Below are 24,298 nucleotides of genomic sequence, written 5' to 3'. Positions count from 1 at the left end.
CGCCGCATCGGTCGGTGTGCGAGCTGACCTGCACCTATAGACTCGGGTGGTTGCGAGACGCGCGCCGGACGGAAGTCCGCGGCGTTCGAGCCGAGTAGAAGAAGGAGCTCATGACCGACACCACGTTGCCGCCGGAGGGGCCGGGGCACGACCGCATCGAGCCCGTCGACATCCAGCAGGAGATGCAGAGCAGCTACATCGATTACGCGATGAGCGTGATCGTGGGCCGCGCCCTGCCCGATGTGCGGGACGGTCTCAAGCCGGTGCACCGCCGCGTCCTGTACGCAATGTACGACAACGGGTTCCGCCCGGACCGCGGCTACGTGAAGTCGGCACGTGCCGTCGCCGAGACGATGGGCAACTACCACCCGCACGGCGACGCCTCGATCTACGACACACTCGTGCGGCTCGCGCAGCCGTGGTCGATGCGCTACCCGCTCGTCGACGGCCAGGGCAACTTCGGGTCCCGCGGTAACGACGGCGCAGCCGCGATGCGGTACTGCGTGCCGGGCGACACGCTCGTGCGAATGCCCCACGGCCAGAGCATCCGCATCTCGGAGATCCTGCCCGGCGTCGAGCCCGACAGCGACAACGAGATCGACCTGAAGGTTCTCGATCGTCACGGCAACCCGGTGATGGCCGAGATGCTGTTCCACTCGGGCACCCATCGCACATACACCCTCAGCACGGTCGAGGGCTACGAGATGCGCGGAACTGCCAATCACCCGGTGCTCTGCCTGGTGGATGTGGCGGGTGTTCCCACCCTGCTGTGGAAGCTGCTGGACGAGATCCGCAGCGGTGACCGGGTGGTGTTGCAGCGTGTTCCCTCCGCCGAGGAGCACGGCAGGCACAACGAGTACGAGGCGGCTGCCGCACTGCTGCTCGGTGCGTTCGTCAGTGAGGGCTTCGTCTCGGAGAACCGCGCCGGGTTCAACAACCTCGACCGGGACTTCTTCGATCGCGTCGTGGATGCGTTCGATCGGGTCGTCGGCGGCCGGCGCTACGTCTACAGCCGGGTGATCAAGTCGGGTTCGACACTGCACGAGCTCGACGTCCAGGACCTGACGATGCTGCGGCGCAGCGTGCTGGCGGGTGTGATCGGTCAGCGCAGCGACCGCAAGAGCGTTCCCGACTTCATCTGGGAGTCGCCGACAGCACTCAAGCGCATCTTCCTCGGTGCCCTGTTCGAGGGCGACGGATCGTGCTCGTCGCTACCACGCAACACGGTGCAGGTGTCGTACTCCACGCGGAGCCTGCAACTGGCGAAGGACGTGCAGCAGCTGCTGTTGGAGTTCGGCGTCGTCAGCCGCCGGTATCGGCACGCGACCGGTGAGTACAAGGTCGCCGTCACCAACCGGCGTGACGCCCGCCTGTTCGCCGAACGTATCGGCTTCGTCGGCTGCAAGCAGCGCAAGCTCGAGCCGGTCCTTGCCGCGGCGGAGTCGAGCAGCCCCGCGGCGGCGGCACGCTCCATGAGCACGGACTACGTCCCCGGTCTCGCCGCGTTCCTCCGTACGCACGGCGCGACGGATCCGGCGAACGTCAACTGGCTCCGGCGGCACAACGTCGATCGGATCGAACGTTGGGAGCACGGTGGTGACGAGATCGCGTCGCACATCACGGAACCCGATGCCCGAGCCATCGCCGAGGAGCTGACCGACGGCCGGTTCTACTACGCCGAGGTGGCCTTCGTCGCCGAGGGCGACGTGGAGCCGGTCTACAGCCTGCGGGTCGACACCGACGATCACGCGTTCGTCACCAACGGATTCGTCAGCCACAACACCGAGTGCCGGCTCACCCCGCTCGCGATGGAGATGCTGCGCGAAATCGACCACGAGACAGTCGATTTCCAGCCGAACTACGACGGCCGCACGCTCGAGCCGGTGGTTCTCCCCAGCCGTATCCCCAACCTGTTGATCAACGGTTCGGGCGGTATCGCGGTCGGCATGGCCACCAACATCCCGCCGCACAACCTCCGTGAGGTGGCCGACGCGATCTACTGGGCGCTCGAGAACTTCGAGGCCGACGAGGAAGCCACCCTGGCCGCCGTCATGGAGCGCATCAAGGGCCCGGACTTCCCGACCGCGGGCCTGATCGTCGGCGGCCAGGGCATCAAGGACGCGTACACCACCGGCCGCGGGTCGGTGCGGATGCGCGGTGTCGTGGAGATCGAGGAGGACGCCCGGGGCAAGACCTCGATCGTCATCACCGAACTGCCGTACCAGGTCAACCCGGACAATCTGATCACCTCGATCGCCGAGCAGGTCCGGGACGGCAAGATTGCCGGCATCTCCGACATCCACGACGAGTCGTCGGACCGTGCGGGCATGCGCATCGTCGTGACCGTCCGCCGGGACGCCGTCGCGAAGGTCGTCCTGAACAACCTCTACAAGCACACGCAGCTCCAGACCGGCTTCGGCTGCAACATGCTCTCGATCGTCGACGGCGTGCCGCGCACCCTGCGGCTCGACCAGATGATCCGGTTGTACGTCACCCACCAGATCGAGGTCATCGTCCGGCGGACCCGGTACCTGCTGCGCAAGGCGGAGGAACGGGCCCACATCCTGCGCGGTCTCGTGAAGGCGCTCGACGCGCTCGACGACGTCATCGCGCTGATCCGCGCCTCGGCGACGGTGGAGGACGCACGCGCCGGCCTCATCGGACTGCTCGACGTCGACGAGATCCAGGCCGACGCGATCCTGGCGATGCAGCTGCGTCGTCTCGCGGCCCTGGAACGGCAGAAGATCGTCGACGAACTCGCCGAGATCGAGCTCGAGATCGACAACCTCAAGGACATCCTCGCCAAGCCCGAGCGTCAGCGCGCGATCGTGCGGGACGAGCTGAAGGAGATCGTCGACAAGTACGGCGACGACCGTCGCACCCGCATCGTCGCGGCCGACGGGGACGTCTCCGACGAGGACCTCATCGCCCGCGAGGACGTCGTCGTCACCATCACCGAGACCGGCTACGCCAAGCGCACCAAGACCGACCTGTACCGGTCCCAGAAGCGTGGCGGCAAGGGCGTCAAGGGCGCCGATCTCAAGCAGGACGACATCGTCAAGCACTTCTTCGTGACGTCCACGCACGACTGGCTGCTGTTCTTCACCACCAAGGGCCGGGTGTACCGGGCGAAGGCCTACGAGCTGCCGGAAGCCAACCGCACCGCGCGCGGCCAGCACGTGGCCAACCTGCTGGCCTTCCAGCCGGACGAGCGGATCCAGGGCGTCATCCGGCTCAAGTCCTACGAGGACGCCCCCTACCTGGTGCTCGCGACCCGCAACGGCCTGGTCAAGAAGTCGCGACTGTCGGACTTCGACTCCAACCGGTCCGGCGGCATCGTCGCGATCAACCTGCGCGGCGACGACGAACTGGTCGGTGCGGTGCTGTGCTCGTCGGACGACGATCTGCTGCTGGTCTCCGCCAAGGGGCAGTCGATCCGTTTCGTGGCGAGCGACGAGGTGCTGCGGCCGATGGGCCGGGCGACCTCGGGCGTCCAGGGCATGCGGTTCAACGAGGACGACGCCCTGCTCTCGCTCAACGTGGTCCGTGAGGGCACGTACCTGCTGGTCGCGACGTCCGGTGGATACGCCAAGCGCACCCCGATCGAGGATTACATGGCGCAGGGACGCGGCGGCAAGGGCGTGCTGACCATTCAGTACGACCGCAAGCGTGGCACTCTGGTCGGAGCGCTCATCGTGGACGACGACGACGAGTTGTACGCGATCACCTCGGGCGGTGGCGTCATCCGGACCCCCGCGAAGCAGGTGCGCAAGGCCGGCCGACAGACGAAGGGTGTGCGGTTGATGAACCTGGGGGAGGGGGACACGTTGCTGGCGATCGCACGCAACGCCGACGAGCCCGAGGAGAGCGCCGCACTCGAAGCGAAGGAGTCGTAAGTGAGCACTCCCCAGGGACCGAACGGCGCCGAGCAGGGTCCGCCGCCCGCGCAGCCGCCGAAGGGTCAGAACGGACGAGAGGTGCCCGGGAAGCCGGCCGGCGGAGCGACGCCGTCGGGCGGTGCCGCCCGGAACCCCGGGGCGGGAGCGAACCCGGGCGTGCCGGCCGACGGCACGGCCAAGCCCCCGACGGCGGAGGGCGGGACGTCGCGTCCCGGGCAGCAACGTCCGGGCGGGCCTCCCACACCTCCGTGGCAGCGCGGGAATCAGCAGGAGACCCCGCAGAACGTGCCGCAGACGAACCTGGCCCGTCCGGGTCAGGCACCGTCCTCGACCGGACGTCCCGTAGTGCCCACCCCGAGCGACACCGCCGGTGACAAGTCCGCTGCGCGCCCCGGGACCGATCCGGCCGGATCGGCGCAGCAGGGCGGACAGAAGCCGGGCGGGCAGAAGCCGGGTGGACAGCAGCCGGGTGGACAGCAGCCGGGCCCGACGAAGCAGCCGGCGGCTCGTTCCGGCGGAAATCCGGCCGGGAACCGGCCCGGCGCCGCGACGCCCCCGACCCGGCCGGTCGTCACCGGCACCGCGGCCGCCTCGATGAACGCGCCCACGGCTGGCGCGGACCGGTCGGCGGCCAAGACGAAGGCCGCCGTCATCGACGGTCCGACGCGGCACATCGAACGCAAGGACCTGGCGAAGGATCTGCCGGATCTGTCCACGGTCAAGCATCCGCTGCCGTCCGCGCCGGTCGAAGAGCCGGCGGCCGCGCAGCCGGCTGCTCCGGTCGCGACGGCGGCTCCGGTCGCGGGCGAGCCGTTGCGTGCGACGGTGCAGGTGCGCCGCATCGATCCGTGGTCGATGCTGAAGATCTCCTCGGTGATCTCCGTCTCGTTGTTCTTCGTGTGGATGGTCGCCGTCGGCCTGCTGTACGGCGTGCTCGAAGGCATGGGCGTGTGGGAACGGCTCAACAGCGCGTTCACGGACATGGTGTCCGACACCGGTGGCGGTGGCCTCATCACCGCCGGTCAGGTCTTCGGGTACGCGACGGTGATCGGGCTGGTCAACACGATCCTGTTCACGGCCCTGGCCACTCTGGGAGCCTTCATCTACAACCTGTGCACCGACCTCGTCGGCGGCGTGCAGGTGACCCTCGCGGACCCGGACTGAGCTGGGGAAACGAGTCCCCACCGAGCCGATTTTGGACTTCCCGGCTCGGTGGGGTAGTGTTCCAACTCGGTTCGAGGGCCTATAGCTCAGGCGGTTAGAGCGCTTCGCTGATAACGAAGAGGTCGGAGGTTCAAGTCCTCCTAGGCCCACTCCCCGTGCCGAAAGGGCAGCGAGCATGAAGGTTCTTCTCCTTGTGGGAACCGTGGTGCTGGTGACCGTCGGACTCGCCCGGATGTTGCGGAGCGAGGACGAATGGCACGAGGTCACCGCCCGCTGAGGCGGCAGACGGGGCCTTAGCTCAGTTGGTAGAGCGCTGCCTTTGCAAGGCAGATGTCAGGAGTTCGAATCTCCTAGGCTCCACAACGATTCGACGGCAGGCCCGGACAGCACCGATGTCCGGGCCTGCCGTCGTCTGTGCTCACACCTGCTCGGTGAGTTCGTCGAGGACCGCCGAGAGCTGCCGCATCGCGGTGAGCGTGGCGGCCAGACCTTCCTCGCCCACGGCATCGGCCAGGCGCCGGGCGAAGGCGGCGTGCGCCGGATCGATCCCGGTCACCGCCGCACGGCCCGCGGGGGTCGGCGTGACGAGCTTGGCGCGCCGATGGGCGGGGTTGGGCAGGTACTCGGCGAGGCCGCGCTCGACCAGCAGGTCGGCGATCCGCTGCACGCTCTGGCGGGTGATCCCCATCGCCCGGGCGATGCCGGCGACCGGCAGGGGATCGTGCAGCACGGCACCGAGGACCTGCCACCACGCCGCCGTGAGACCGGACGGACGTGCCAGCGTCTCGGCCACCTCGAGGAACTGACCGTTGAGCCGGAACGACGTCAGGGCGAGGCCGCTGAGCAGTTCCTGTTCCGGGCGCTCGCTCATCCGGCCATGAGTTCGTAGAAGCCGGCGGGGTCGCGTCGGCCGTAGAGCTTGAACCAGGATTCGAGGACGTGCGGTTCGAACACCTCCAGGCGTTCGAGGATCGCGCGGGCGAACTCGACGGGGGCGGTGGCGCTCGCGGTGATCAGATTCCGATCGGTGACGGCCGGTTCGTCGCGATAGAGGTCGCCGCCGGCGTACCCCAGCCCGGCCAGGAACTCGGCGGCGTTGCTCGTGTGCGCGCGGTCGTCGAGCAGGCCGGCGAGGGCGAGCCCGCCCGTGGCCCCGCAGATCGCGGCCACCGGAACCCCGGCCTCGAGGAACTCACGCGCCCGGTCGGCGAAGGGGGTGAACTGCTCGGTGTTCCAGATGTCGTTGCCCGCCAGGACGAGCATCGCGCTGTTGTCGGGCCGCACCTCGTCCAGGGTGGTGTCGGGAAGGATGCGGATTCCGCCCATGGTGGTGACGGGTTCGAGCGTGGTGCCGACCGTGGCGACGGTGTACCGGCCGGGGTGTTTGTGCCAGAGAGGCTTGTTGATATGGGCGATCGCGTGGCCGACCTCCCAATCGGCGAAGGTGTTGTACACGGCCACATGCACGGTCTCAATCATGACAATATGCTGTCAATATGACAGCCTATTGTCAATAGGCGACTGTGCGCCGGCTGGTTTCACGTGAAACGACGAGCCACGCACTGCGTGCACCGCCGGGCTCTCCGCGGGTCGGGTCGGACTCCCTGGCGGGCGCCCCCTTGTGAGCGTTGTTACTACTCCCCGTAGTAAAGGGCGCGTATCCTGGCTGCATGTCTGCCGAGAACGAAGTCGTCGCGCGCGTGCGCGGTGCCTTCGTCGGCGGCATGTCGGGTGCGGTGAGCATCGCCGCCCATGCCCTCGCCGGCGGTTCCGTCCCGGGGCAGGCGCCGGCGGTCCTGCTCTTGGCGGCCGCCATGACGGTGGGCCTGCTCGCCGCGGGCACTCGCGTGCCGATCGTCGGCGTGCTCGCCGCCGGTCAGGTGGTCGGTCACGGCGCCCTCTCCCTCGATGCGGGGCACGTCCACGTCCCCGGTCCGGGCATGCTCGCCGCGCACGCCGGGGCAATCGTCGTCGCGGCGCTACTCGTCCGTGGTGCCGAACACGGTTGCCGGGTCGGGCTGGCCGCCCTCGCTCGCGCGGTCCCCATGTCGTTCGCGCCGGCGCCCGTCGCCGTCCCCGCGTGGACGCCCGTCGTCCACCGTCCCCGGCTCCGCCGGGGACTGCTCGTCGCCGCCGGTCTCGGCACTCGCGGCCCTCCCGTCACGGTCTGAACCCGACCCCTCTCGGTCACCGCGCCCCGCGGTGACCGCGCGCACCCGTGCGCCCTCGGACCGATAACGGAGAATCCCCATGAAGAAGACCCTGTTCCTCGCTGCCGCCGCGGCCGCGACCCTGCTCGCCGCCGGATGCTCGTCCGACGAGCCCGCCGCCGCGTCCGCGGACTCGCTCACCGTCTCCTCGGCGTGGGCGAAGGCCGCCGAATCCGGCATGACCGGTGCATTCGCCGAACTCGAGAACACCGGCGACACCGACATCCACATCGTCTCCGCTGCCAGCCCCAGTTCGGCACGGACCGAGATCCACGAGATGGCGGCCGGCGACGGCGGCGCCATGGTGATGCGCGAGAAGGCGGACGGACTGGTCATTCCCGCGCACAGCACCCATTCGCTCGCCCCCGGCAACGACCATCTGATGCTGATGGACCTCGTCGAGCCGGTCCTGCCCGGTACCGAAGTGACCTTCGAGCTGACCTTCGAGGACGGTTCGACGACCGAGTTCACCGCACAGGTCCGCGACTTCTCCGGCGCGCAGGAGAACTACCAGCCGAGCGCCGGCGCGGGGGCGAACCACGGTGGCTGAGCTGAGCCGGCGGCGTCTCCTCGGTGGCGGCGCCGCCGTCCTGGGCGCCGCCGGCATCGGCGCGGCCGGAGTCGGGACGGGTCTCGGGTACGCCGCCACGCGGGAGCCCGAGCCCACCGGTGGGCGCACGGTCGCCTTCCACGGCGTGCACCAGGCCGGCATCGACACCGACCCGCAGGCCTTCGCCGCCTTCGTCGCGCTGGATCTGCGTCCGGGACTCGACCGTCGCGCGCTGGTCGGGATCATGAAGGTGTGGGCCGAGGACGGTCGCCGGCTGGCCGGGGGCAGTCCCGCCCTCGGCGACACCGAGCCCGAACTCGCCCTCGATCCCGCGCGGCTGACCGTGACGGTCGGATTCGGCCCTGCCGTGTTCGACGTGGCCGGTCTCGAGGCGCAGCGGCCGGAGTGGCTGCGGCCGCTGCCGGCGTTCTCGATCGATCGCCTCGAGGAGCGCTGGTCGGGCGGTGACCTCCTGCTGCAGGTATGTGCCGACGACCCGGTCACCGTCTCGCATGCGACTCGCACGCTCGCCAAGAGCGTGCGATCGCTGGCCACGGTGCGCTGGATCCAGCGCGGATTCCGCAACGCGGTGGGCACCAAGCCCACCGGGACCACGATGCGCAACCTGATGGGTCAGGTCGACGGCACCGTCAACCCGGCCGCGGGAAGCACGGACTTCGACCGGCAGGTGTGGAATCCCGGCGCCCCGGCCTGGCTGGCCGGGGGCACGTCCCTGGTGTTGCGGCGAATCCGCATGGAACTCGACACGTGGGACGAGCTCGACCGGCCCGCCCGGGAGCTCGCGGTGGGCCGGGACCTGGCCGCCGGGGCGCCGCTGACCGGCAGCCGGGAGCACGACGATCCGGACTTCGCCGCCACCGACGTCCACGGCATTCCGGTGATCCCTCCGGAATCGCACGTCGCCCGGGCGCGGCCCCGGAACGCGAACGAGCAGTTCCTGCGACGCGGCTACAACTACGACGACCCGGACGGCGCCGGACTGTTGTTCGCGGCGTACCAGGCCGACGTGGACGCGCAGTTCGTCCCGGTGCAACAGCGGCTCGCCGAGCACGACGCGCTGAACCCGTGGATCACCCCGGTCGGGTCGGCGGTGTTCGCCGTCCCACCCGGATTCGGTCCCGGGGGATACCCGGGTGACACCCTGTTCGAGGGCTGACGGAGCCTGCTCCCGGCCGGGATCCGCGTGGAATCCCGGCCGGGGCACCGCCGTACCTACAGTTTGTATGGTTCCCGTCACACCCGGCCGAAATGGCGCTACCGTCAGGACACGCGTCCATCCGGGTCGAGGAAAGGCGGCACGCTCATGACTACAGCACTGCCGGAACGTCAGGGCTTCGGAACCCTGCGCGCGGGGGGACTGCACTGGGACGCCTTCCCGCTGCGGCTGTTCGCGAAGGGCAACGCGAAGTTCTGGGATCCGCTCGATCTGGACTTCAGCCGCGACGCCGCCGACTGGAACGAGCTCAACAGCGAGCAGCACCGCAGCGCCACCTATCTCGTCGCACAGTTCGTGGCCGGTGAGGAAGCCGTCACCCAGGACATCCAGCCGTTCCTGCGGGCGATGGCCGCCGAGGGCCGTCTCGGCGACGAGATGTACCTGACCCAGTTCTGCTTCGAGGAGGCCAAGCACACCCAGGTCTTCCGGCTGTGGATGGACGCGGTGGGCCTGACCGCGGACCTGCACCCCTACGTCGCGGACAACCCCTACTACCGGCAGCTGTTCTACGAGGAACTGCCCCACTCGTTGCGTGTCCTCGAGACCGATCCGAGCCCCGCCAGCCAGGTCCGCGCCAGCGTCACCTACAACCACGTCATCGAGGGCAGCCTCGCCCTCACCGGGTACTACGCCTGGCAGAAGGTGTGCACGAAACGCGGGATCCTGCCCGGGATGCAGGAACTCGTGCGCCGGATCGGCGACGACGAACGCCGGCACATGGCATGGGGAACCTTCACGTGCCGCCGCCACGTCGCCGCCGACGACTCGAACTGGGATGTCGTGCAGCAGCGCATGGGGGAGTTGCTGCCGCTCGCGCTCGGCATGATCCAGTGGGTCAACGACCAGTTCGAAGAACAGCCCTTCGGTCTCGATCCCGACGAGTTCGTCTCCTACGCCGCCGACCGCGCCCAGCGACGGCTCGGGGCCATCGAATCCGCCCGGGGCCGGCCCGTCGAGGAGATCGATCTCGACTACAGCCCCGAGGTCCTCGAGGACAAGTTCGGTGCGGAGGATGCCGCGGTGCTGACCAGCCTCGCGGAGAACTGAACCGGGCGGTCAGAGCAGCGCGACGGCCGCGAAGGCCAGCAACAGGATCACCGCGACCACGGCTCCGATCGCCGAGTAGTTGCGGCTCGGCGGCGTCGCGGTGGAGGTGAGCGTCGCGCCGGCGGTGTCGTCGGCGTCGCCGTCCTCGGGCCGCGCGTCGCCGGATCGGTGGTCGGCGCCGGTCGTCGCGGGAACGGGTGCGGGGCTCGCGGGTGCGCCCGCTGCCCTGTCCCGTTCGGCCGCCGCTTCGGCCCGGGCACGCTCGGCCGCCTCGAGTTCACGGATGCGCGGAATGCCACCGGTGAGAACATCGGTGACGTCGTACGACGGGGGCAGTCCGATCCGCGCCTTGACCACGCGTGCGGGTGTGAAGCCGGCCGCGAGGATGGCGGCCCCGAGGGCGGCGGTCTGCTCGGGACCGGGTCCGACGAGGGTGCGTACCCCGAGTTTCGCGGCGAGGCTGTCCGCGATGGACTGCACGTGCGAGCGGTCGCGCGCGACGAACCCGTCGCCCATCACCACGACGGCGTCCAGATTGTGCGAAAGCCAGCCGAAGGCGCCGAGGGCGGTGGCCAGCTGGGCCGCGGGGGACGGGGCGCTCTTGGCGGCGAACCGGAACGCCTTGCCGGCCGAGACGCCGGAACGCACGAGGTTGACGGTCGAGCCGCCGTCGTCGACGTGGAAGATGCCGACGAGCTGTCCCGGAGTCTCCGAGATCTCCGAGGCGTACCACGTCGCGGCCGCCTCGGCGTCCGACACGAGGGCGATGTGCCGCAGGTCCGCATAGTCGAGCGCGGCCCGCAGTGCGGCCACGGTGGACTGGTCCCACCGTGACGGGTAGGTGGCGGTGACGCTCGGCAGGTCGCCGTCGGGTCCGCTGTCCGGTGGCAGCGGGGGGCATTCGTGCAGCAGGCAGGCGATTGCCGTGGCCATCGAGTCCTCGGCCCGGTAGATGCGTCCGTCGCTGGCGGTGACGCCGGCGGGATCGCCGACCCGGCCGAGGAATCCCGACAGGTAGCGGGCCTCGCCGGCCGGATGCGGGGCGCCGCCGAGGACGGTGGTGCCGTCGGAGTCGATGTGCAGGACGGTGTCCCGGGCTATGACGACAGGATCGGGACTGCCGGGGTCGTTGGAAGCGAGGACCGCGGTGGACACCACGCTCCCGATCCGGAGACCGACTCCCACAGCCATGTCAAACCTCCTGTAGACAACGATCGGCGTACATCTTGCTACCGACTCGGCCACGGCCGGGGAAGCCGCGCCGTAGCATCGCGCGGGATCTTGCAGGGACCACTAGGATTCGCGCGTGAGATCAGCACCGCCCGTGCGCACCCAGGGTCTCGAGGCTGCGGCAGTTGCGGACGGATGCTCTCGCATCCGGCGGGGGTGGCACCTGTCAGGTTCTCGGCCGGATCGTCCGCCGGGGCGGGAACGCCTGCCGGGCGTGGGTCAGCAGGAACAGGCTGATCACGGCCACCCAGGCCGGGAAGACCAGGGTGAGCCACAGCGCCTCGGTCACCGCGAACAGCAGGACGAGAGCGAGTAGGTAGGTGGGGGCGACCAGCCATCGGGGCATCAGCCCGGTGCGCATCCAGATGGTGGCCAGCGAGATCATGAAGACCGCGGCCATCCGGATCGAGTAGACGTTGCTGATCTGCAGGATCAGCGCGTGCGCGAAGGCGGCCGACTCCTGGGCAGGGACGGCCGCCGCCTGGTCCGCCAGGAGCAGACCGCCGGCACTGGCCATCGTGACGAGGATGAGCGCCAGGAACAACAGGCCGCTGCCGACGAAGACCGTCGAGAAGAACTGGTCCTCGAGGTCGCCCAGCCGGTGCCGGAGCGCACCGATGAACCACAGGAACGCGATGCAGGCGAACTGGGACAGCATCAGTGCGACGGTGAGCCGTGAGCGGCCGGCGTCCAGCCACTCGGTCGTGCCGAAGGGGTCCGCCGGGATCGCCTGACGGATCAGGACGATGCTCGTCGTGAACAGGACCGCGAACACGATCCCGACGGCGGCGGCGGCGTGCGGGGTGGTCAGCCGGTGCAGGTGCGGTTCGCTGCGCTCCGCGGTCATGCCCGGATTGTCTCCGACCAGCGGCGATGCGGGGGCACAAACGACGGATCGCGACCTCGTGTGCGGGTCACAAGATGCGAAATGCGCACTTACGCGCCGGTAAGTTAGCTGTTACAGTGCGTACCGCTTGTGTCGTCCGACACACGGACATCGACCTGTGAAGGGACCGTGGGGATGGGGATGGGGATGGGGCGCGCCCGACGATGGGTCGGCGCCGCGGCGACGGCCGCGGCGCTGACGGGAACGATGCTCGCGGCGCCGGCGACGGCGGGCGCGGACGCGAACTTCTACGATCCTCCGCTCGACCTGGCCGGCGCCTCCGGCGCCGTACTCCGCAGCGGACCGTCCGACCTCGCCGTCCGCGTCCCGACGCCGCAGGGCGTGTTCCCGGCACAGGGCACCCGGCTGCTCTACCGCAGCCTCGATGCGAACGGCGACCCCAACGCCGTCGGCGGCACCTACCTCGAGCCGTCGCTGCCCTGGAACGGTCCCGGTCCGCGGCCGCTCGTCGCGATCGCGCCGGGCACCCAGGGCCAAGGCGACCAGTGTGCGCCGTCCAAGCAGCTGAACTCGCTCGTGTCCTACACCCCGCCGCTCGACCTGTTCACCGAGTACGAACTGCTGTCGATCAACACCATGCTGCTGCAGGGCATCGCCGTCGTCGTCACCGATTACGACGGTCTCGGGACGCCGGGCCACCACACCTACGTCAACCGCCTCGCGGAGGCGCACGCGGTGCTCGATGCGGTCCGGGCGGCCCAGAGCCTGCCCGCCGCGTCCGTCACCCCCGACGGGCCGGTCGGCCTGTGGGGGTACTCCCAGGGCGGGGGTGCCGTGTCGGCGGCCGCCGAACTGCAGCCGACCTACGCACCCGAGTTGAACCTGGTGGGCGTCTACGCCGGTGCGCCGCCCGCGGACCTCGAGGCCACGCTGAACCAGGTCGACGGAACGGCACTGACCGGCGTGATCGGCTACACGATCAACGGCCTGGGCGAGGCCTACCCCGAGCTCCGGGATCTCATCGACGCCGAGATCAACGACCGGGGACGCGAGATGCTGCAGTCGGTGGCGAACCAGTGCGCCCCGGAGACGATCTTCCGCTACGGCTTCCAGCGCACGAACGACTACACCCGCACGGGCGAGCCGCTGAGCGTGGTCGTCGACCGGTTGCCGGAGGCGAAGGAAGCCATCGCCGCGCAGCGGATCGGACGCCTGCAGCCGTCGGTGCCGGTACTCGTGCAGCACGGAACGATGGACGACATCGTGCCCTACGGCCAGGGTCACCGGCTCGCGACGGACTGGTGCGCCCTCGGCGCCACCGTCCAGTTCTCCACGAACACCACCCCGCCGATCCTGCCGGGCCTGGCCGTCAATCACGCGCTGCCGCTGGTCGCGGGCATGCCCGAAGCGGTCGCCTACCTGAACGACCGGTTCGCCGGGCGGCCCGCACCGTCCAACTGCGGCGCCTTCTGACCGACGGCCGCGTGGGATCCGCGGACAGGACGGTCAGCCGCGACAGCGATTGCTGTCGCGGCTGACCAGGGCGCGCGCGGCCGGCGGCCCGTTCACACCACCGGATGGTCGGCGCCGAGGAATCTGCGGGCGAGGTTCTGCTCCACCGACGGCCCGGGCGACCATTCGGCGATCCACGGGCCCGTGCCCTCGCTGGGATCGATCACGCCCTTTTCCAGCCAGGTGTAGCGGCCGTCGAGGACGTCGGCCGTGAGCTGCCGGTCGGCATCGTCGGTGTGCGTCCACAACGCGGCGAACAGCGAGTCCACGCGGAGCTTCGCCTGGAGGCAGAAGACGTCGGCGAGTTCGTAGGCCGCATCCGTCTCGGGGTGACCGTCGGTGTGGTACATCTGCGCCCGTACGCAACTTGCCGACATGGCGAACAGTTCCGCGCCGATGTCGACGAGCCGCCCCAGGAAATTCTGCCGCTTCTCCAGACCACCCTGCCACCGGGCCATGCCGTAGAACGTGGACCGAGCGAGCTTGCGTGAACACCGCTCCACGTAGCGCAGATGGTGTGCCACGGGACCGAATTCGCCGTAGGAGGTGGGCAGCTGGCCCTTGCCCGCCACCAACTGGGGCAGCCACTTGGCGTAGAAGCCGCTCGCCTTGGCGGCGGCCCGGGCCTTCGTGTCCAGAGTGGCTTTCGGATCGGCCAGCTCACCCGCCACCCGCAGGTGGGCATCCACGGCTTCGCGGGCGACGAAGAGCCGCATGATCTCGCTCGAGCCCTCGAAGATCCGGTTGATCCGCAGGTCCCGCAGGAGCTGCTCGGCGGGCACCATCCGCTCCCCCCGGGCCGCGAGCGACGCCGCCGTCTCGTAGCCGCGTCCCCCTCGGATCTGCATCAACTCGTCGGCGATCTCGCAGGCCACCTCGCTCGACCACAGCTTGGCCAGAGCCGCCTCGATGCGGATGTCGTTGCGGTCCTCGTCGCACATCTGGCCGGTCAGTTCCACCACGGCTTCGAGGGCGAACGTGGTGGCCGCGATGTATCCGATCTTGCCGGCAATCGCATCGTGCCGACCCACCGGGCGACCCCACTGGACACGGGCGCCGGACCATTCCCGGGCGATCTTGAGCGCCCACTTGCCGGCACCGGCGCACATCGACGGGATCGCGAGCCGGCCGGCGTTGAGGGTGGTCAGGGCGATCTTCAGGCCGTCACCCTCGCGGCCGATGAGATTCTCCTTCGGCACCCGCACCTTGTACAGCCGGGTGAGGCCGTTCTCGATCCCCTTCAGGCCCAGGAACGAGTTGCGGCGTTCGACGGTGATGCCCGGGGTGTTCGCCTCGACGACGAACGCCGAGATGCCGCCGCGGTGGCCCTCGCTGCGCGGCACCCGCGCCATCACCACCAGCAGTTCGGCGACCACTCCGTTGGTGGTCCACAGCTTCACGCCGTCGAGTTCGTACGCGTCGCCGTTCTCCACCGGCACCGCCGTCGAGGCGAGACGGGCGGGATCGGAACCCACGTCGGGCTCGGTCAGCAGGAAGGCCGAAATCGCCCCCCGCGCACACCGCGGGAGGAAAGCGCGCTTCTGTTCGGGTGTCCCGGCCAGCTTCAAGGGTTCGGGCACTCCGATGGACTGATGCGCCGACAACAGGACGCCGAGGCTCGGGTGGGCGCTGGCCACGAGCATCAGCGCGCGGTTGTAGGCCACCTGCGACAGTCCCAGGCCGCCGTACTCCTGGGAGATCTTCATGCCGAAGCAGCCGAGCTCGGCCAATCCGGCGACGTATTCGTCAGGAATCCGGGCCTCGCGCTCGATGCGGCTGCCGTCCACACCCTCGCAGAAGCGGCGAAGCTCTGCCAGGAACCCTTCGGTCCGGGCCTCCTCGTCGGGGGTGGGCCGCGGGAACGGATGGATGAGGTCGAGGGTCAGACGCCCGAGAAACAACTCCTTTGCGAACGACGGCTTGTGCCAGCTGGTCTCGCGGGACTCCTCTGCGAGAGCGCGCGACTGTTCCTCGCTGGCGTGTATCTGCTGTGCCATGTGATGCCTCCCCGATAGGACTGCTACCGGCGAGTATCCACCCGTTTTGTGACGTGCATCACGATATTCGCCGGATCGGTACCGGCGAGTAACCCGAGGGTGTGCGACAGATCACGGAGCGGCGCGGTGGCCGTCCCGACAGGCACCCCGTGCGGGTCCGTACGCTGGAGTGGTCACCGACGACGCACCCGAGCACCTCCACCTTCCCGCCTACGCGGACCACCGCTGGAGGCCGACATGGAATTCCTTGCGTCCGTACCTGTCGTACTACTGCTGACAATCCTGATCTACGTTGTCGCCGGCCGGATCGTCGATCTGGAACTACGCGTCACCGAACGACAACTGCTCGAAGAAGGGCAGGCCGCGCGCGACGCGACCTGCCCCGGATCCGATTCCGTCCCGTGATCCCGGCGGACCTCAGTCCTGCTTCTTCGGTCCCCCGGCAGGACCACTCGGCGGCTGCGGCTTCGCAGAGGTGCCCTTGCCACCGGCAGCCGCGTTCTTCGGCTCGGGGGTCGGCTTGCGAGCCGGTTCCTCCTTGGCCGCATGCTTTCCGGTCGGGGCCGCATCGGCCGTGCCCTTCGGTGCCGCGTCTGTGCTCTTCGGCGCCGTGCCGGCCGCCGGCGTGGGCTTCGGTGCCGGCGTGGGCTTCGGAGCCACCGCCTCGGGCGTCGCGGCCGGCTCGGGCTTCGTCTTCGCTGCGTCCGCCGGCTTCGGTGTGGCGGCTTCGGTCTTCGGTGCTTCGGTCTTCGGGGCGGCGGCTTCGGGCGTCGCGGCCGGCTGGGGCGTCGTCTTCGGTGCGGCCGCCGGCTTCGGTGTGGCGGCTTCGGTCTTCGGTGCTTCGGTCTTCGGCGCTTCGGTCTTCGGGGCGACGGCCTCGGGCGCTGCGACCGACACGGGCGGAACCGACTCGATCCGCGGCGGCTCCGGAGCGACGGGCGGGTGATCCCCGAGCCGGCTGCGGTAGAACACCACTCCACACGCGGCGACGACGCCGAGCGCACCGACCGTCACCAGGAGCCTGCGGCCCCGGCCCCGGGAACCGGACTCGATCGTCGCTGCGGCCTGTGCGCGGCGGCACTCCCGGTTTCCAGCCATGTTCCGGGCGACGTCGAGACCCTTCCGGGCGACGAACAGTCCGGTGACAAGCGGCCCCCGCGCCAGGGCCGTCGCGCCTTGACCTGCCAGCTTCAGGTAGCCGCCGGCCCCCTTGGATTCCTTCGGGGGGCACACGAGTTCGCTTCCGGTGCCGGACCCGCTCTTGGTTCTGGACTCGCTCACACTCGTCATGTACCCACTTTTGCACAGCGAAACCTCACTCCTGGGGTATGAGAGACGGACCGCTCCGGTGTCGCGGACCCGGATGGCACGATGGAGGAGTGACTTCACCTCAAAAGACTGCAACCGCGACTCTGCACACCAACCGCGGCGACATCGTGATCGAGCTCTTCGGCAACCATGCCCCGAAGACCGTCGAGAACTTCGTCGGCCTCGCGAACGGCACCAAGGAGTACAAGACCGAGAACGCCAAGGGCGAGACCAGCGGCCCGTTCTACGACGGTGCGGTCTTCCACCGCGTCATCGACGGCTTCATGATCCAGGGCGGCGACCCGACCGGCACCGGCCGCGGCGGCCCGGGTTACCAGTTCGGCGACGAGTTCCACCCCGAGCTGCAGTTCGACCGCGGCTACCTGCTCGCGATGGCCAACGCCGGACCGGGCACCAACGGTTCGCAGTTCTTCATCACCGTCGGACCGACCCCGCACCTGAACCGGCGCCACACGATCTTCGGTGAGGTCACCGACGACGCGTCGAGGAAGGTCGTCGACGCGATCGCCACGACGGCGACGGACCGTGCGGACCGTCCGGTCGAGCCGGTCGTCATCGACAGCATCACCATTTCCTGAGAGAGACCGAACATGACGAACCCCGGCTGGGGCCACGCGGCCGGCGGGGGCGGCCACCCGCCCCAGCCGCGGTGCGTCCGGCATCCCGATCGCCCGACCCTGCTCTCGTGCAGCCGATGCGGACGACCGGCCTGCCCCGACTGCCTGCGGTCCGCCGCGGTGGGTCAGCAGTGCGTCGATTGCGTCGCGGCCGCTCGACGTGATGTCCCGCAGGCCCGCACCGTCGCGGGCGCGCCCGTCCGGTCGCAGGCGAACACCCCGCTCGTGACGTACATCCTGATCGCGCTGAACACCGCAATCTTCGCGATCACCGCGGCCCAGTCCGGCAGCGTGATGAACAACGAGCGCTCGTCGAGCCTGTTCTTCGAGTGGGCGCTGTGGCCGCCGATGATCGCCGCTCGCGACGAGTACATCCGGGTGCTGGGCAGCGGATTCCTGCACTTCGGGGTGCTGCACCTCGCGGTCAACATGTTCGCGCTGTACGTGATCGGACGGGACACCGAACTCGTCCTCGGCCGGCTCCGGTACCTGGCCGTCTACCTCGTGTCGATCCTCGGCGGATCCGCGGCAGTGATGCTGCTCGAGACCGGCGCCGTCACTGCCGGCGCCTCCGGCGCCGTGTTCGGCCTGCTGGGAGCGCAGGCGGTGATCCTGATGCGGCTGCGGCGCAGCCCCGCGCCGGTGCTGGCGATCGTCGTCCTCAACGTCGTCATCAGCATCACCATCCCCGGCATCTCCCTGTGGGGACACCTCGGCGGCCTGGCCGCGGGTGCGGCGGCGACGGCGGCACTGTTGTTCGCCCCGCGCGCACTGGGCGCGGGCGACGACCGCGCCCGCTTCGTCCGGACGGGATGGCTCGCGCTGGGGGGCGTCACGGTGGTCACCGTGCTGGTCCTCGCCCTGGCCGTCCTGCGCCTGCGGGCTCAGCTCGGCGTCTGATCCGGCGCCAGTCCCCGCACCGCGAGTGCGTCGTACACCGTGCGGGGATCGGTACCCAGGTCCCAGCGCCCGAAGATGAGCAGTTGCTCGTCGCCCTGGGTGTCGCGCACGTCGATCTCCAGCATGGGGACCCGCCGGCCGAGCCGCGGATACGCGACGATCCGTACCCGCGTCAGGGCTGCGCGGGGCAGCTCGCGTCGTCCCGTCAGGCGGGTGACGGCCAGTCCGGCGCCTTCGGGAAGCACCTCGAGCCGCGGGCGCTGCCGGGCCGCGAGTGCCGCGACGACGAGTGCGACCGCGGCCGCGAGCCCGACGAGGGTGCGGCCGGCAGGATCGGGAGTCGTCGCCGCGGCCACCGCGAGCACGACGCCGCCCACCGCCAGCGCGACGATCGCGAGCGGGGGCGTGGACCAGCGCAGGGGTTGTTCACCGGACACGGGGAGCTTTCCCCAGTTCGTCCACAGGTTTGTCCACAGGTGGGGATGAACTACACTCCTGTAACCTCACCGCCACCTCATGGTCATGATCAGGCCGACGATCATGAACCCGAAACCGATGAGGAAGTTGTACGCGCCGAGGTCGTTCATCCACGAGATCTGCTCGGCCGCGAGGTAGTAGACCACCAGCCAGGCCAGGCCGATCAGCATGAAGCCGAGCATCACCGCGACGTACCAGGTGCTCGACGGTCCCGCCTTCACCTTCACGGGGGTGCGGCTCACCGGGTTGATCGTGTAGTCGGTCTTCTTCCGGACCTTCGACTTGGGCATGACGTCCTCGTTCGTGCGGTACCGCGCGGGGCGGACAGGTAGGTTGGGCAGCTACCTGGCGTGTACTACCAGTGCGTGTACTACCAGTGTGAGTACACGCTAACGCAGAATCCGGAACGGAGGGTCCACGTGTCGGACGGCCGGGCCCGCGCGCTCGGGTGGACTGCCGCCGCGCTGGCCGTGTGCCTGCTCGCCGGTTTGCTGCTCGGCACCACCCGCGGGGTCTCCGACGGCGAGGAACTGCGCGTGAGCGACTCCGCGCGGCTGTCCGACCTCGTGCGGGCAGCGCAGGCCAAGTCGGACGAGCTCGCCGCCACCCGCGACGACCTCGCGGGACGCGTCACCGAGTTGCAGGCGCAGGCCGCGGCCACCGACGACGACGTCGCCGCGGTGCTCGCCGACACCGTCGCTCTCGAGGATCCGGCCGGCCTGACCGCACGGCGTGGCCCCGGGGTCACCGTGAGCCTCACCGATGCGCCGCGCGGCGCCGACGGCAGGTATCCGACGGATGCGTCGCCCGACGATCTCGTGGTGCACCAGCAGGACGTGCAGAGCGTGCTCAACGCGATGTGGGCCGGCGGGGCCGAGGCGATCGCGATGCAGGATCAGCGGCTCGTGGCGACGTCGGCACCGCGCTGCATCGGCAACACCCTGTTGCTGCACGGCCGTACCTACTCTCCGCCGTACGTGATCACCGCGCTGGGCGACCCGGCGCGACTCGAGGCCGCCCTGGCGGCCGAGCCGGGCATCCGCGTGTACAAGCAGTACGCGGCGCGCTACGGGCTGGGCTACACGCAGCAGTCGTCGGAGTCGTTGTCGGTACCGGCCTACACGGGCGGAGCAACGCTGCGTTGACGGGTCGGTACCCTTTCCGCATGCGCATCCTCGTCGTCGACAACTACGACAGCTTCGTCTTCAATCTCGTGCAGTACCTGGGGCAGCTCGGGACGCGGGCCGAAGTCTGGCGCAACGACGACGAGCGACTCACCGGTGCCGCGGACCGGATCGCGGCCGAGTTCGACGGCATCCTCCTGAGCCCCGGGCCGGGCACGCCGCAGCGCGCCGGTGCGAGCATGGACCTCGTGCGGGCCTGCGCCGACGCGGGCACGCCGCTGCTCGGGGTCTGCCTCGGCCATCAGGCGATCGGTACCGCCTTCGGTGCGACCGTGGACCGGGCCCCCGAGCTGCTGCACGGCAAGACCAGCTCGGTCTGGCACGACGGCACCGGTGTGCTGGCCGGCCTGCCGGATCCGTTCACCGCGACGCGCTACCACTCGCTCACGGTGCTGCCCAACACGCTGCCGGACGAGCTCGTCCCCACCGGATTCACCGAGAGCGGCATCGTCATGGCCCTCCGGCATCGCGAGCTGCCCATCCACGGCGTCCAGTTCCACCCGGAATCGGTCCTCACGCAGGGCGGCCACCGGATGCTCGCGAACTGGCTCGGCGTGTGCGGCGAGGCGCCGGACGAACAGCTGGTCGCCCGTCTCGAGGCGGAAGTGGCTCAGGCGCTCGCCGGGGGCGTCGCCTGAGCCGTCCGCACGGCACCCGAGCCGCAGCTCAGCGGATACCCAGCACGCCCACACCCACGGTGAGGGTCTCCGACTTGGAGATCTCCGACCCCGGCGGCTGCTGCTGGGCGATGACCTTACCCACCAGCTCCGGGTCGAGGGTGGCCTCGCGGTTCTGCACGAGCTGGGCCGGCGAGCCCGTCCAGCCGGCCGCCCGCAGTTCCGCCAGTGCCTCGGACACCGTCCTGTTCGTCAACGCGGGCATCTCGATGCGGTTGCCGTTGGACACCTGGATGGTGACCGTGTCGCCCTCCGTCGCGCTGGTGCCGCCCGCCGGGCTGCTCGACACCACCGTCCCGGCCGGCTGGCTCGAGTCGATCTCGTCGACCACGACGGTGAAACCGGCGGCCTCGATGTTGTCGCGCGCCACCTCGGTGGCCTGACCCACGACGTTGGGCACGCGGATCTGCTCGGGTCCGCTGCCGAGCGTCACCCGCACCGCGCTGTCGCGGTCGGCGTCGGCTCCCGGAGCGGGGCTCTGGTCGACGACGGTGTCGCGTTCGGCCGACGACGACGGTGCGCGGGCCACGTTCGGATCGAGGCGCAGTCCGGCGTCGGTCAGGGCCTGCAGCGCCTCCTGCTGGTTCATGCCCGCCAGCCGCGGGATCTGCACCTGTTCGGGGCCGCTCGAGACCTCGAGGGTGACGGTGCTGCCCTCCTCGGCCTGGACTCCGGCGACCGGCCGGGTGTTGACGACGTTCCCGGAGGCGACCACGGCGTCGGGTTTCATCTGCACCGAGACCTCGAACCCGGCATCCTGCAGCCTGCTCTCCGCGATCTCCGCGGCAAGGTTGCGCACGTCGGGGACGGGGATCTGCGCGGCGCTCGATCCCGGGCCCGACGTCCACAGGAACACCCCGACGATGCCGACGATCACGACCGCCGCCAGGCCCAGCAGGGTGTTGCGCAGGACCCGGGAGCGCTGAGGCGTCGCCACGGTCCCGCCGGCAGCGGCTCCGGCGGGACCGCGGTCCGCGCCGTTGCGGGGTGTCCCGGCACCGTCGACGGCCCCGAGGATGGTGGTGCGGTCCTCGTCGGTCATCACCATCGGTGCGCTGGGCTTCTGGCCGCTCAGCACGCGGATCAGGTCGCTGCGCATCTCGGCGGCACTCTGGTACCGGTTGGCGGGGTTCTTCGCCATCGCCTTGAGGATCACCGAGTCCAGCTCCGGCGGGACGGCGGAGTTCACCGACGACGGCAGCGGCGGGTCCTCGCGGACGTGCTGGTACGCGACGGCCACGGGGGAATCACCCTGGAACGGCGGCTTGCCGGTGAGGATCTCGAACAGGACGCAGCCGACCGAGTACACGTCGGAACGGGCGTCCACCTGCTCGCCGCGGGCCTGTTCCGGCGACAGGTACTGGGCGGTGCCGATCACCGCGGCGGTCTGCGTCATCGGGCTCGCGGCGTCGGAGATGGCCCGGGCGATGCCGAAGTCCATCACCTTCACCGCGCCGGAACGGGTGATCATGACGTTGGCGGGTTTGACGTCGCGGTGGACGATCATGTTGCGGTGGCTGAAGTCGAGGGCGGCGCACACGTCCGCCACGACCTCCATGGCCCGCTTCGGGGTCATCGGCCCCTGGGAGCGCACGATGTCGCGCAGCGTGTCGCCCTCGACGAACTCCATGACGATGTACGGCAGCGGGCCGGACTCGGTCTCCGCCTCACCGGTGTCGTACACGGCGACGATCGCCGGATGGTTCAACGCCGCGGCGTTCTGGGCTTCGCGGCGGAACCGGAGATAGAACGTGGGGTCGCGGGCGAGATCGGCGCGCAGCACCTTGATCGCCACGTCGCGGTCGAGCCGCAGATCCCGGGCCAGGTGTACCTCCGACATGCCACCGAAGCCGAGGATCTCACCCAATTCGTAGCGGGAAGAGAGCTTGCGGGGTGTGGTCATGACTGTCCTCGGGTGACTGGCTCGAGCGGGGTGAACGGGTTGTCGATGGCTCCGGGTTCGAGACCGCCGTCACCGCCGTCCGGCAGGGAGACGGTGGTCGTGGTCGTCTCGGCCGTCGTCGTGGTGGCGGCTGTCGTCGTGGTGGCGGCCGTGGTGGTGGTGGGCGCCGTGGTGGTGGTCGGCGCCTCCGTCGTCGTCGGCGGCGGGGTGGTCGTCGTCGGCTCGGGGGTGGTCGTGGGTGCCTGCGTCGTGGTCGGGGGCGCCGTCGTCGTCGGCTCCACCGTCGTGGTGGTGGTCCGCGGCGGCCGCGTGGTCGTTGTCGTGGCACGGGTGGTGGTCGTCGGTGCCTGCGTGGTCGTGGACCGTGCGGGGCCCGCGTCCCCGGAATTGTCGCCGCCCAGCAGCACCAGCGCCAGCGCAACGAGTGCGAGCGCCACGGCCGCCCCGGCCGCCCAGGCGATGGCCTTCGGGCTCGGTGAGCGTTTGTCGCCGGACGGGGCGGGGCCGGTGGGTGGCTGGTCCCCGCCGTTCGCGAACGCCGGGGCGTAGTACGGCCGCGACGGCGGCGGCGGGGTCGGACCGAGCGCGCGGGTCGCAGCCGGGGACGTCGTGCCCGGCACCCCCGGCGGCAGGATCCGCGTGGCACCGGTGACCGGCGGCACGTTGCCCGGCGGCGGCACCGATCGCCCGGAGCGCACCGCGGCGACGGCGTCGGCGAACTCGCCGCCGCTCGTGTACCGGTGCGCGGGGTCCTTCGTCATGGCGATCTCGATGAGCTCACGCACCCCCGCCGGCAGGTCGGTGGGCAGCGGAGCGGGGGTCTCCTGCACGTGCTTCATCGCGACGGTGACGACGCTGTCGCCGAGGAACGGCCGCCGGCCGGCGAGGGCCTCGTATCCGACGACGCCGAGCGAATACACGTCGCTTGCCGACGTCGCCTCCTGGCCGAGGGCCTGCTCGGGGGCGATGTACTGGGCGGTGCCCATGACCATCCCGGTGCGCGTCACCGGTGACGCGTCGACGGCCTTGGCGATGCCGAAGTCGGTGATCTTGACCTGGCCGGTGGGGGTGATGAGGATGTTCCCGGGCTTGACGTCGCGGTGCACGACTCCGGCGTCGTGCGCCGCCTGCAGCGCCCGGCCGGTCTGTTCGAGCATGTCCAGGGTGTGCGGCAGCGACAGGCGGCCCACCCGGGCGAGCACGGCATTGAGGGGTTCGCCGTGCACCAGTTCCATCACCAGGTACGCAATGGACTGTCCCTCGGCGTCGGTGGTCTCGCCGTAGTCGAACACGCCCGCGATGCCGGGGTGGTTGAGCTGGGCGGTGGTGCGCGCCTCGAACCGGAATCGGGTCAGGAAGTCCGCGTCGCCGGAGAGTTCGGCCTTGAGGACCTTCACCGCCACCCGGCGGTCGAGGCGGGTGTCGAGCCCTTCCCACACCTGTCCCATGCCACCGGTGGCGATGAGCCGTTGCAGCCGGTAACGGTCGGCGATCATGGCGCCGCTGTGCAAAGCCATA

Annotated in this window: 22 protein-coding genes and 2 tRNA genes; 14 read left to right on the top strand and 10 right to left on the bottom strand. The window is 70.0% G+C overall.

The window, feature by feature from the left end; all coding sequences use genetic code 11:
* Window positions 1–110: 110 nt before the first annotated feature.
* The 4 genes from gyrA to RR3_RS15535 all read left to right on the top strand — a co-directional run bounded on the left by gyrA (window position 111) and on the right by RR3_RS15535 (window position 5,423).
* Window positions 111–3,896 carry an intein-containing DNA gyrase subunit A gene (gene gyrA / locus RR3_RS15550; RefSeq protein WP_064066402.1) on the top strand — a complete coding sequence of 1,262 codons (3,786 nt, stop codon included), beginning with the start codon at window positions 111–113 and terminating at the stop codon, window positions 3,894–3,896.
* Window positions 3,897–5,063, top strand: a complete 1,167-nt coding sequence (locus RR3_RS15545) for a DUF3566 domain-containing protein (protein ID WP_072786469.1) — start codon at window positions 3,897–3,899, stop codon at window positions 5,061–5,063. It abuts the gene before it with no gap.
* Between the two features lie 75 nt (window positions 5,064–5,138).
* A tRNA-Ile gene (locus RR3_RS15540) sits at window positions 5,139–5,212 on the top strand.
* Window positions 5,213–5,350: 138 nt separating this feature from the next.
* Window positions 5,351–5,423 (top strand) — tRNA-Ala (locus tag RR3_RS15535).
* Window positions 5,424–5,481: 58 nt separating this feature from the next.
* Here the strand turns inward: RR3_RS15535 and RR3_RS15530 are convergent.
* Window positions 5,482–5,934 carry a MarR family winged helix-turn-helix transcriptional regulator gene (locus tag RR3_RS15530; RefSeq protein ID WP_010595456.1) on the bottom strand — a complete coding sequence of 151 codons (453 nt, stop codon included), beginning with the start codon at window positions 5,932–5,934 and terminating at the stop codon, window positions 5,482–5,484.
* Window positions 5,931–6,542: a type 1 glutamine amidotransferase family protein gene (locus tag RR3_RS15525; protein ID WP_064066400.1), complete on the bottom strand. Its 612-nt coding sequence runs from the start codon at window positions 6,540–6,542 to the stop codon at window positions 5,931–5,933. Before RR3_RS15525 ends, RR3_RS15530 begins: the two co-directional genes overlap by 4 nt.
* A 191-nt stretch (window positions 6,543–6,733) precedes the next feature.
* Here RR3_RS15525 and RR3_RS15520 point away from each other — a divergent pair, with 191 nt between their 5' ends.
* The 4 genes from RR3_RS15520 (at window position 6,734) to RR3_RS15505 (ending at window position 10,107) form a co-directional block, all read left to right on the top strand.
* Complete coding sequence (locus RR3_RS15520) at window positions 6,734–7,234, top strand: hypothetical protein (protein ID WP_010595458.1); 501 nt, start codon at window positions 6,734–6,736, stop codon at window positions 7,232–7,234.
* A gap of 79 nt (window positions 7,235–7,313) precedes the next feature.
* Window positions 7,314–7,823 carry a copper chaperone PCu(A)C gene (locus RR3_RS15515; RefSeq protein WP_010595459.1) on the top strand — a complete coding sequence of 170 codons (510 nt, stop codon included), beginning with the start codon at window positions 7,314–7,316 and terminating at the stop codon, window positions 7,821–7,823.
* Window positions 7,816–9,000: a Dyp-type peroxidase gene (locus RR3_RS15510; protein ID WP_064066399.1), complete on the top strand. Its 1,185-nt coding sequence runs from the start codon at window positions 7,816–7,818 to the stop codon at window positions 8,998–9,000. Before RR3_RS15515 ends, RR3_RS15510 begins: the two co-directional genes overlap by 8 nt.
* Before the next feature lie 147 nt (window positions 9,001–9,147).
* Window positions 9,148–10,107 (top strand): R2-like ligand-binding oxidase, encoded by a 960-nt coding sequence (locus RR3_RS15505; protein ID WP_010595461.1) that lies wholly within the window; start codon window positions 9,148–9,150, stop codon window positions 10,105–10,107.
* Window positions 10,108–10,116: 9 nt separating this feature from the next.
* On the opposite strand, the gene RR3_RS15500 is transcribed toward RR3_RS15505, so the two are convergent.
* Both RR3_RS15500 and RR3_RS15495 read right to left on the bottom strand, forming a co-directional pair.
* Window positions 10,117–11,298 (bottom strand): DUF7159 family protein, encoded by a 1,182-nt coding sequence (locus RR3_RS15500; RefSeq protein ID WP_064066398.1) that lies wholly within the window; start codon window positions 11,296–11,298, stop codon window positions 10,117–10,119.
* A gap of 205 nt (window positions 11,299–11,503) precedes the next feature.
* The gene (locus tag RR3_RS15495; protein WP_010595463.1) at window positions 11,504–12,184 is read right to left on the bottom strand and encodes a hypothetical protein; all 681 of its coding nucleotides are present in this window, start codon (window positions 12,182–12,184) and stop codon (window positions 11,504–11,506) included.
* A 180-nt stretch (window positions 12,185–12,364) separates the two neighbouring features.
* Between RR3_RS15495 and RR3_RS15490 the strand changes: the two genes are divergently transcribed.
* Complete coding sequence (locus RR3_RS15490) at window positions 12,365–13,657, top strand: lipase family protein (RefSeq protein WP_017682274.1); 1,293 nt, start codon at window positions 12,365–12,367, stop codon at window positions 13,655–13,657.
* A gap of 92 nt (window positions 13,658–13,749) precedes the next feature.
* On the opposite strand, the gene RR3_RS15485 is transcribed toward RR3_RS15490, so the two are convergent.
* Complete coding sequence (locus RR3_RS15485) at window positions 13,750–15,693, bottom strand: acyl-CoA dehydrogenase family protein (RefSeq protein WP_040273126.1); 1,944 nt, start codon at window positions 15,691–15,693, stop codon at window positions 13,750–13,752.
* A gap of 237 nt (window positions 15,694–15,930) precedes the next feature.
* Between RR3_RS15485 and RR3_RS24940 the strand changes: the two genes are divergently transcribed.
* Window positions 15,931–16,098 (top strand): hypothetical protein, encoded by a 168-nt coding sequence (locus tag RR3_RS24940; protein ID WP_017682272.1) that lies wholly within the window; start codon window positions 15,931–15,933, stop codon window positions 16,096–16,098.
* A gap of 12 nt (window positions 16,099–16,110) precedes the next feature.
* Here RR3_RS24940 and RR3_RS15480 read toward each other — a convergent pair whose 3' ends face one another.
* Window positions 16,111–16,983 (bottom strand): alginate biosynthesis protein AlgP, encoded by an 873-nt coding sequence (locus RR3_RS15480; protein WP_234420141.1) that lies wholly within the window; start codon window positions 16,981–16,983, stop codon window positions 16,111–16,113.
* 89 nt (window positions 16,984–17,072) lie between these two features.
* Here RR3_RS15480 and RR3_RS15475 point away from each other — a divergent pair, with 89 nt between their 5' ends.
* Both RR3_RS15475 and RR3_RS15470 read left to right on the top strand, forming a co-directional pair.
* The gene (locus RR3_RS15475) at window positions 17,073–17,600 is read left to right on the top strand and encodes a peptidylprolyl isomerase (protein WP_017682271.1); all 528 of its coding nucleotides are present in this window, start codon (window positions 17,073–17,075) and stop codon (window positions 17,598–17,600) included.
* A 12-nt stretch (window positions 17,601–17,612) separates the two neighbouring features.
* The gene (locus RR3_RS15470; RefSeq protein WP_026138121.1) at window positions 17,613–18,539 is read left to right on the top strand and encodes a rhomboid family intramembrane serine protease; all 927 of its coding nucleotides are present in this window, start codon (window positions 17,613–17,615) and stop codon (window positions 18,537–18,539) included.
* Here the strand turns inward: RR3_RS15470 and RR3_RS15465 are convergent.
* Window positions 18,524–18,976 carry a PH domain-containing protein gene (locus tag RR3_RS15465; protein WP_010595469.1) on the bottom strand — a complete coding sequence of 151 codons (453 nt, stop codon included), beginning with the start codon at window positions 18,974–18,976 and terminating at the stop codon, window positions 18,524–18,526. The genes RR3_RS15470 and RR3_RS15465 overlap by 16 nt on opposite strands.
* 66 nt (window positions 18,977–19,042) lie before the next feature.
* Window positions 19,043–19,306, bottom strand: coding sequence for a cell division protein CrgA (crgA, locus tag RR3_RS15460; protein WP_003936616.1), 264 nt, complete (start codon window positions 19,304–19,306; stop codon window positions 19,043–19,045).
* A gap of 129 nt (window positions 19,307–19,435) precedes the next feature.
* Between crgA and RR3_RS15455 the strand changes: the two genes are divergently transcribed.
* Both RR3_RS15455 and RR3_RS15450 read left to right on the top strand, forming a co-directional pair.
* Window positions 19,436–20,161: a DUF881 domain-containing protein gene (locus RR3_RS15455; RefSeq protein WP_010595470.1), complete on the top strand. Its 726-nt coding sequence runs from the start codon at window positions 19,436–19,438 to the stop codon at window positions 20,159–20,161.
* A 20-nt stretch (window positions 20,162–20,181) separates the two neighbouring features.
* Window positions 20,182–20,838 (top strand): aminodeoxychorismate/anthranilate synthase component II, encoded by a 657-nt coding sequence (locus RR3_RS15450; RefSeq protein WP_017681097.1) that lies wholly within the window; start codon window positions 20,182–20,184, stop codon window positions 20,836–20,838.
* 28 nt (window positions 20,839–20,866) lie between these two features.
* On the opposite strand, the gene pknB is transcribed toward RR3_RS15450, so the two are convergent.
* Both pknB and RR3_RS15440 read right to left on the bottom strand, forming a co-directional pair.
* Entirely contained in the window at window positions 20,867–22,780 is a 1,914-nt protein-coding gene (gene pknB / locus RR3_RS15445; protein WP_010595472.1) for a Stk1 family PASTA domain-containing Ser/Thr kinase, read from the bottom strand.
* On the bottom strand, window positions 22,777–24,297 hold the full coding sequence (locus RR3_RS15440) for a serine/threonine-protein kinase (protein WP_051059595.1): 1,521 nt from the start codon (window positions 24,295–24,297) through the stop codon (window positions 22,777–22,779). Before RR3_RS15440 ends, pknB begins: the two co-directional genes overlap by 4 nt.
* Between the last annotated feature and the right edge of the window lies 1 nt (window position 24,298).

Source organism: Rhodococcus ruber NBRC 15591 (assembly GCF_001894945.1).
Taxonomy (GTDB): Bacteria; Actinomycetota; Actinomycetes; order Mycobacteriales; family Mycobacteriaceae; genus Rhodococcus; species Rhodococcus ruber.
Note: the sequence above shows the minus strand (reverse complement) of the source record. Positions and strands in the feature narration are given on the sequence as shown.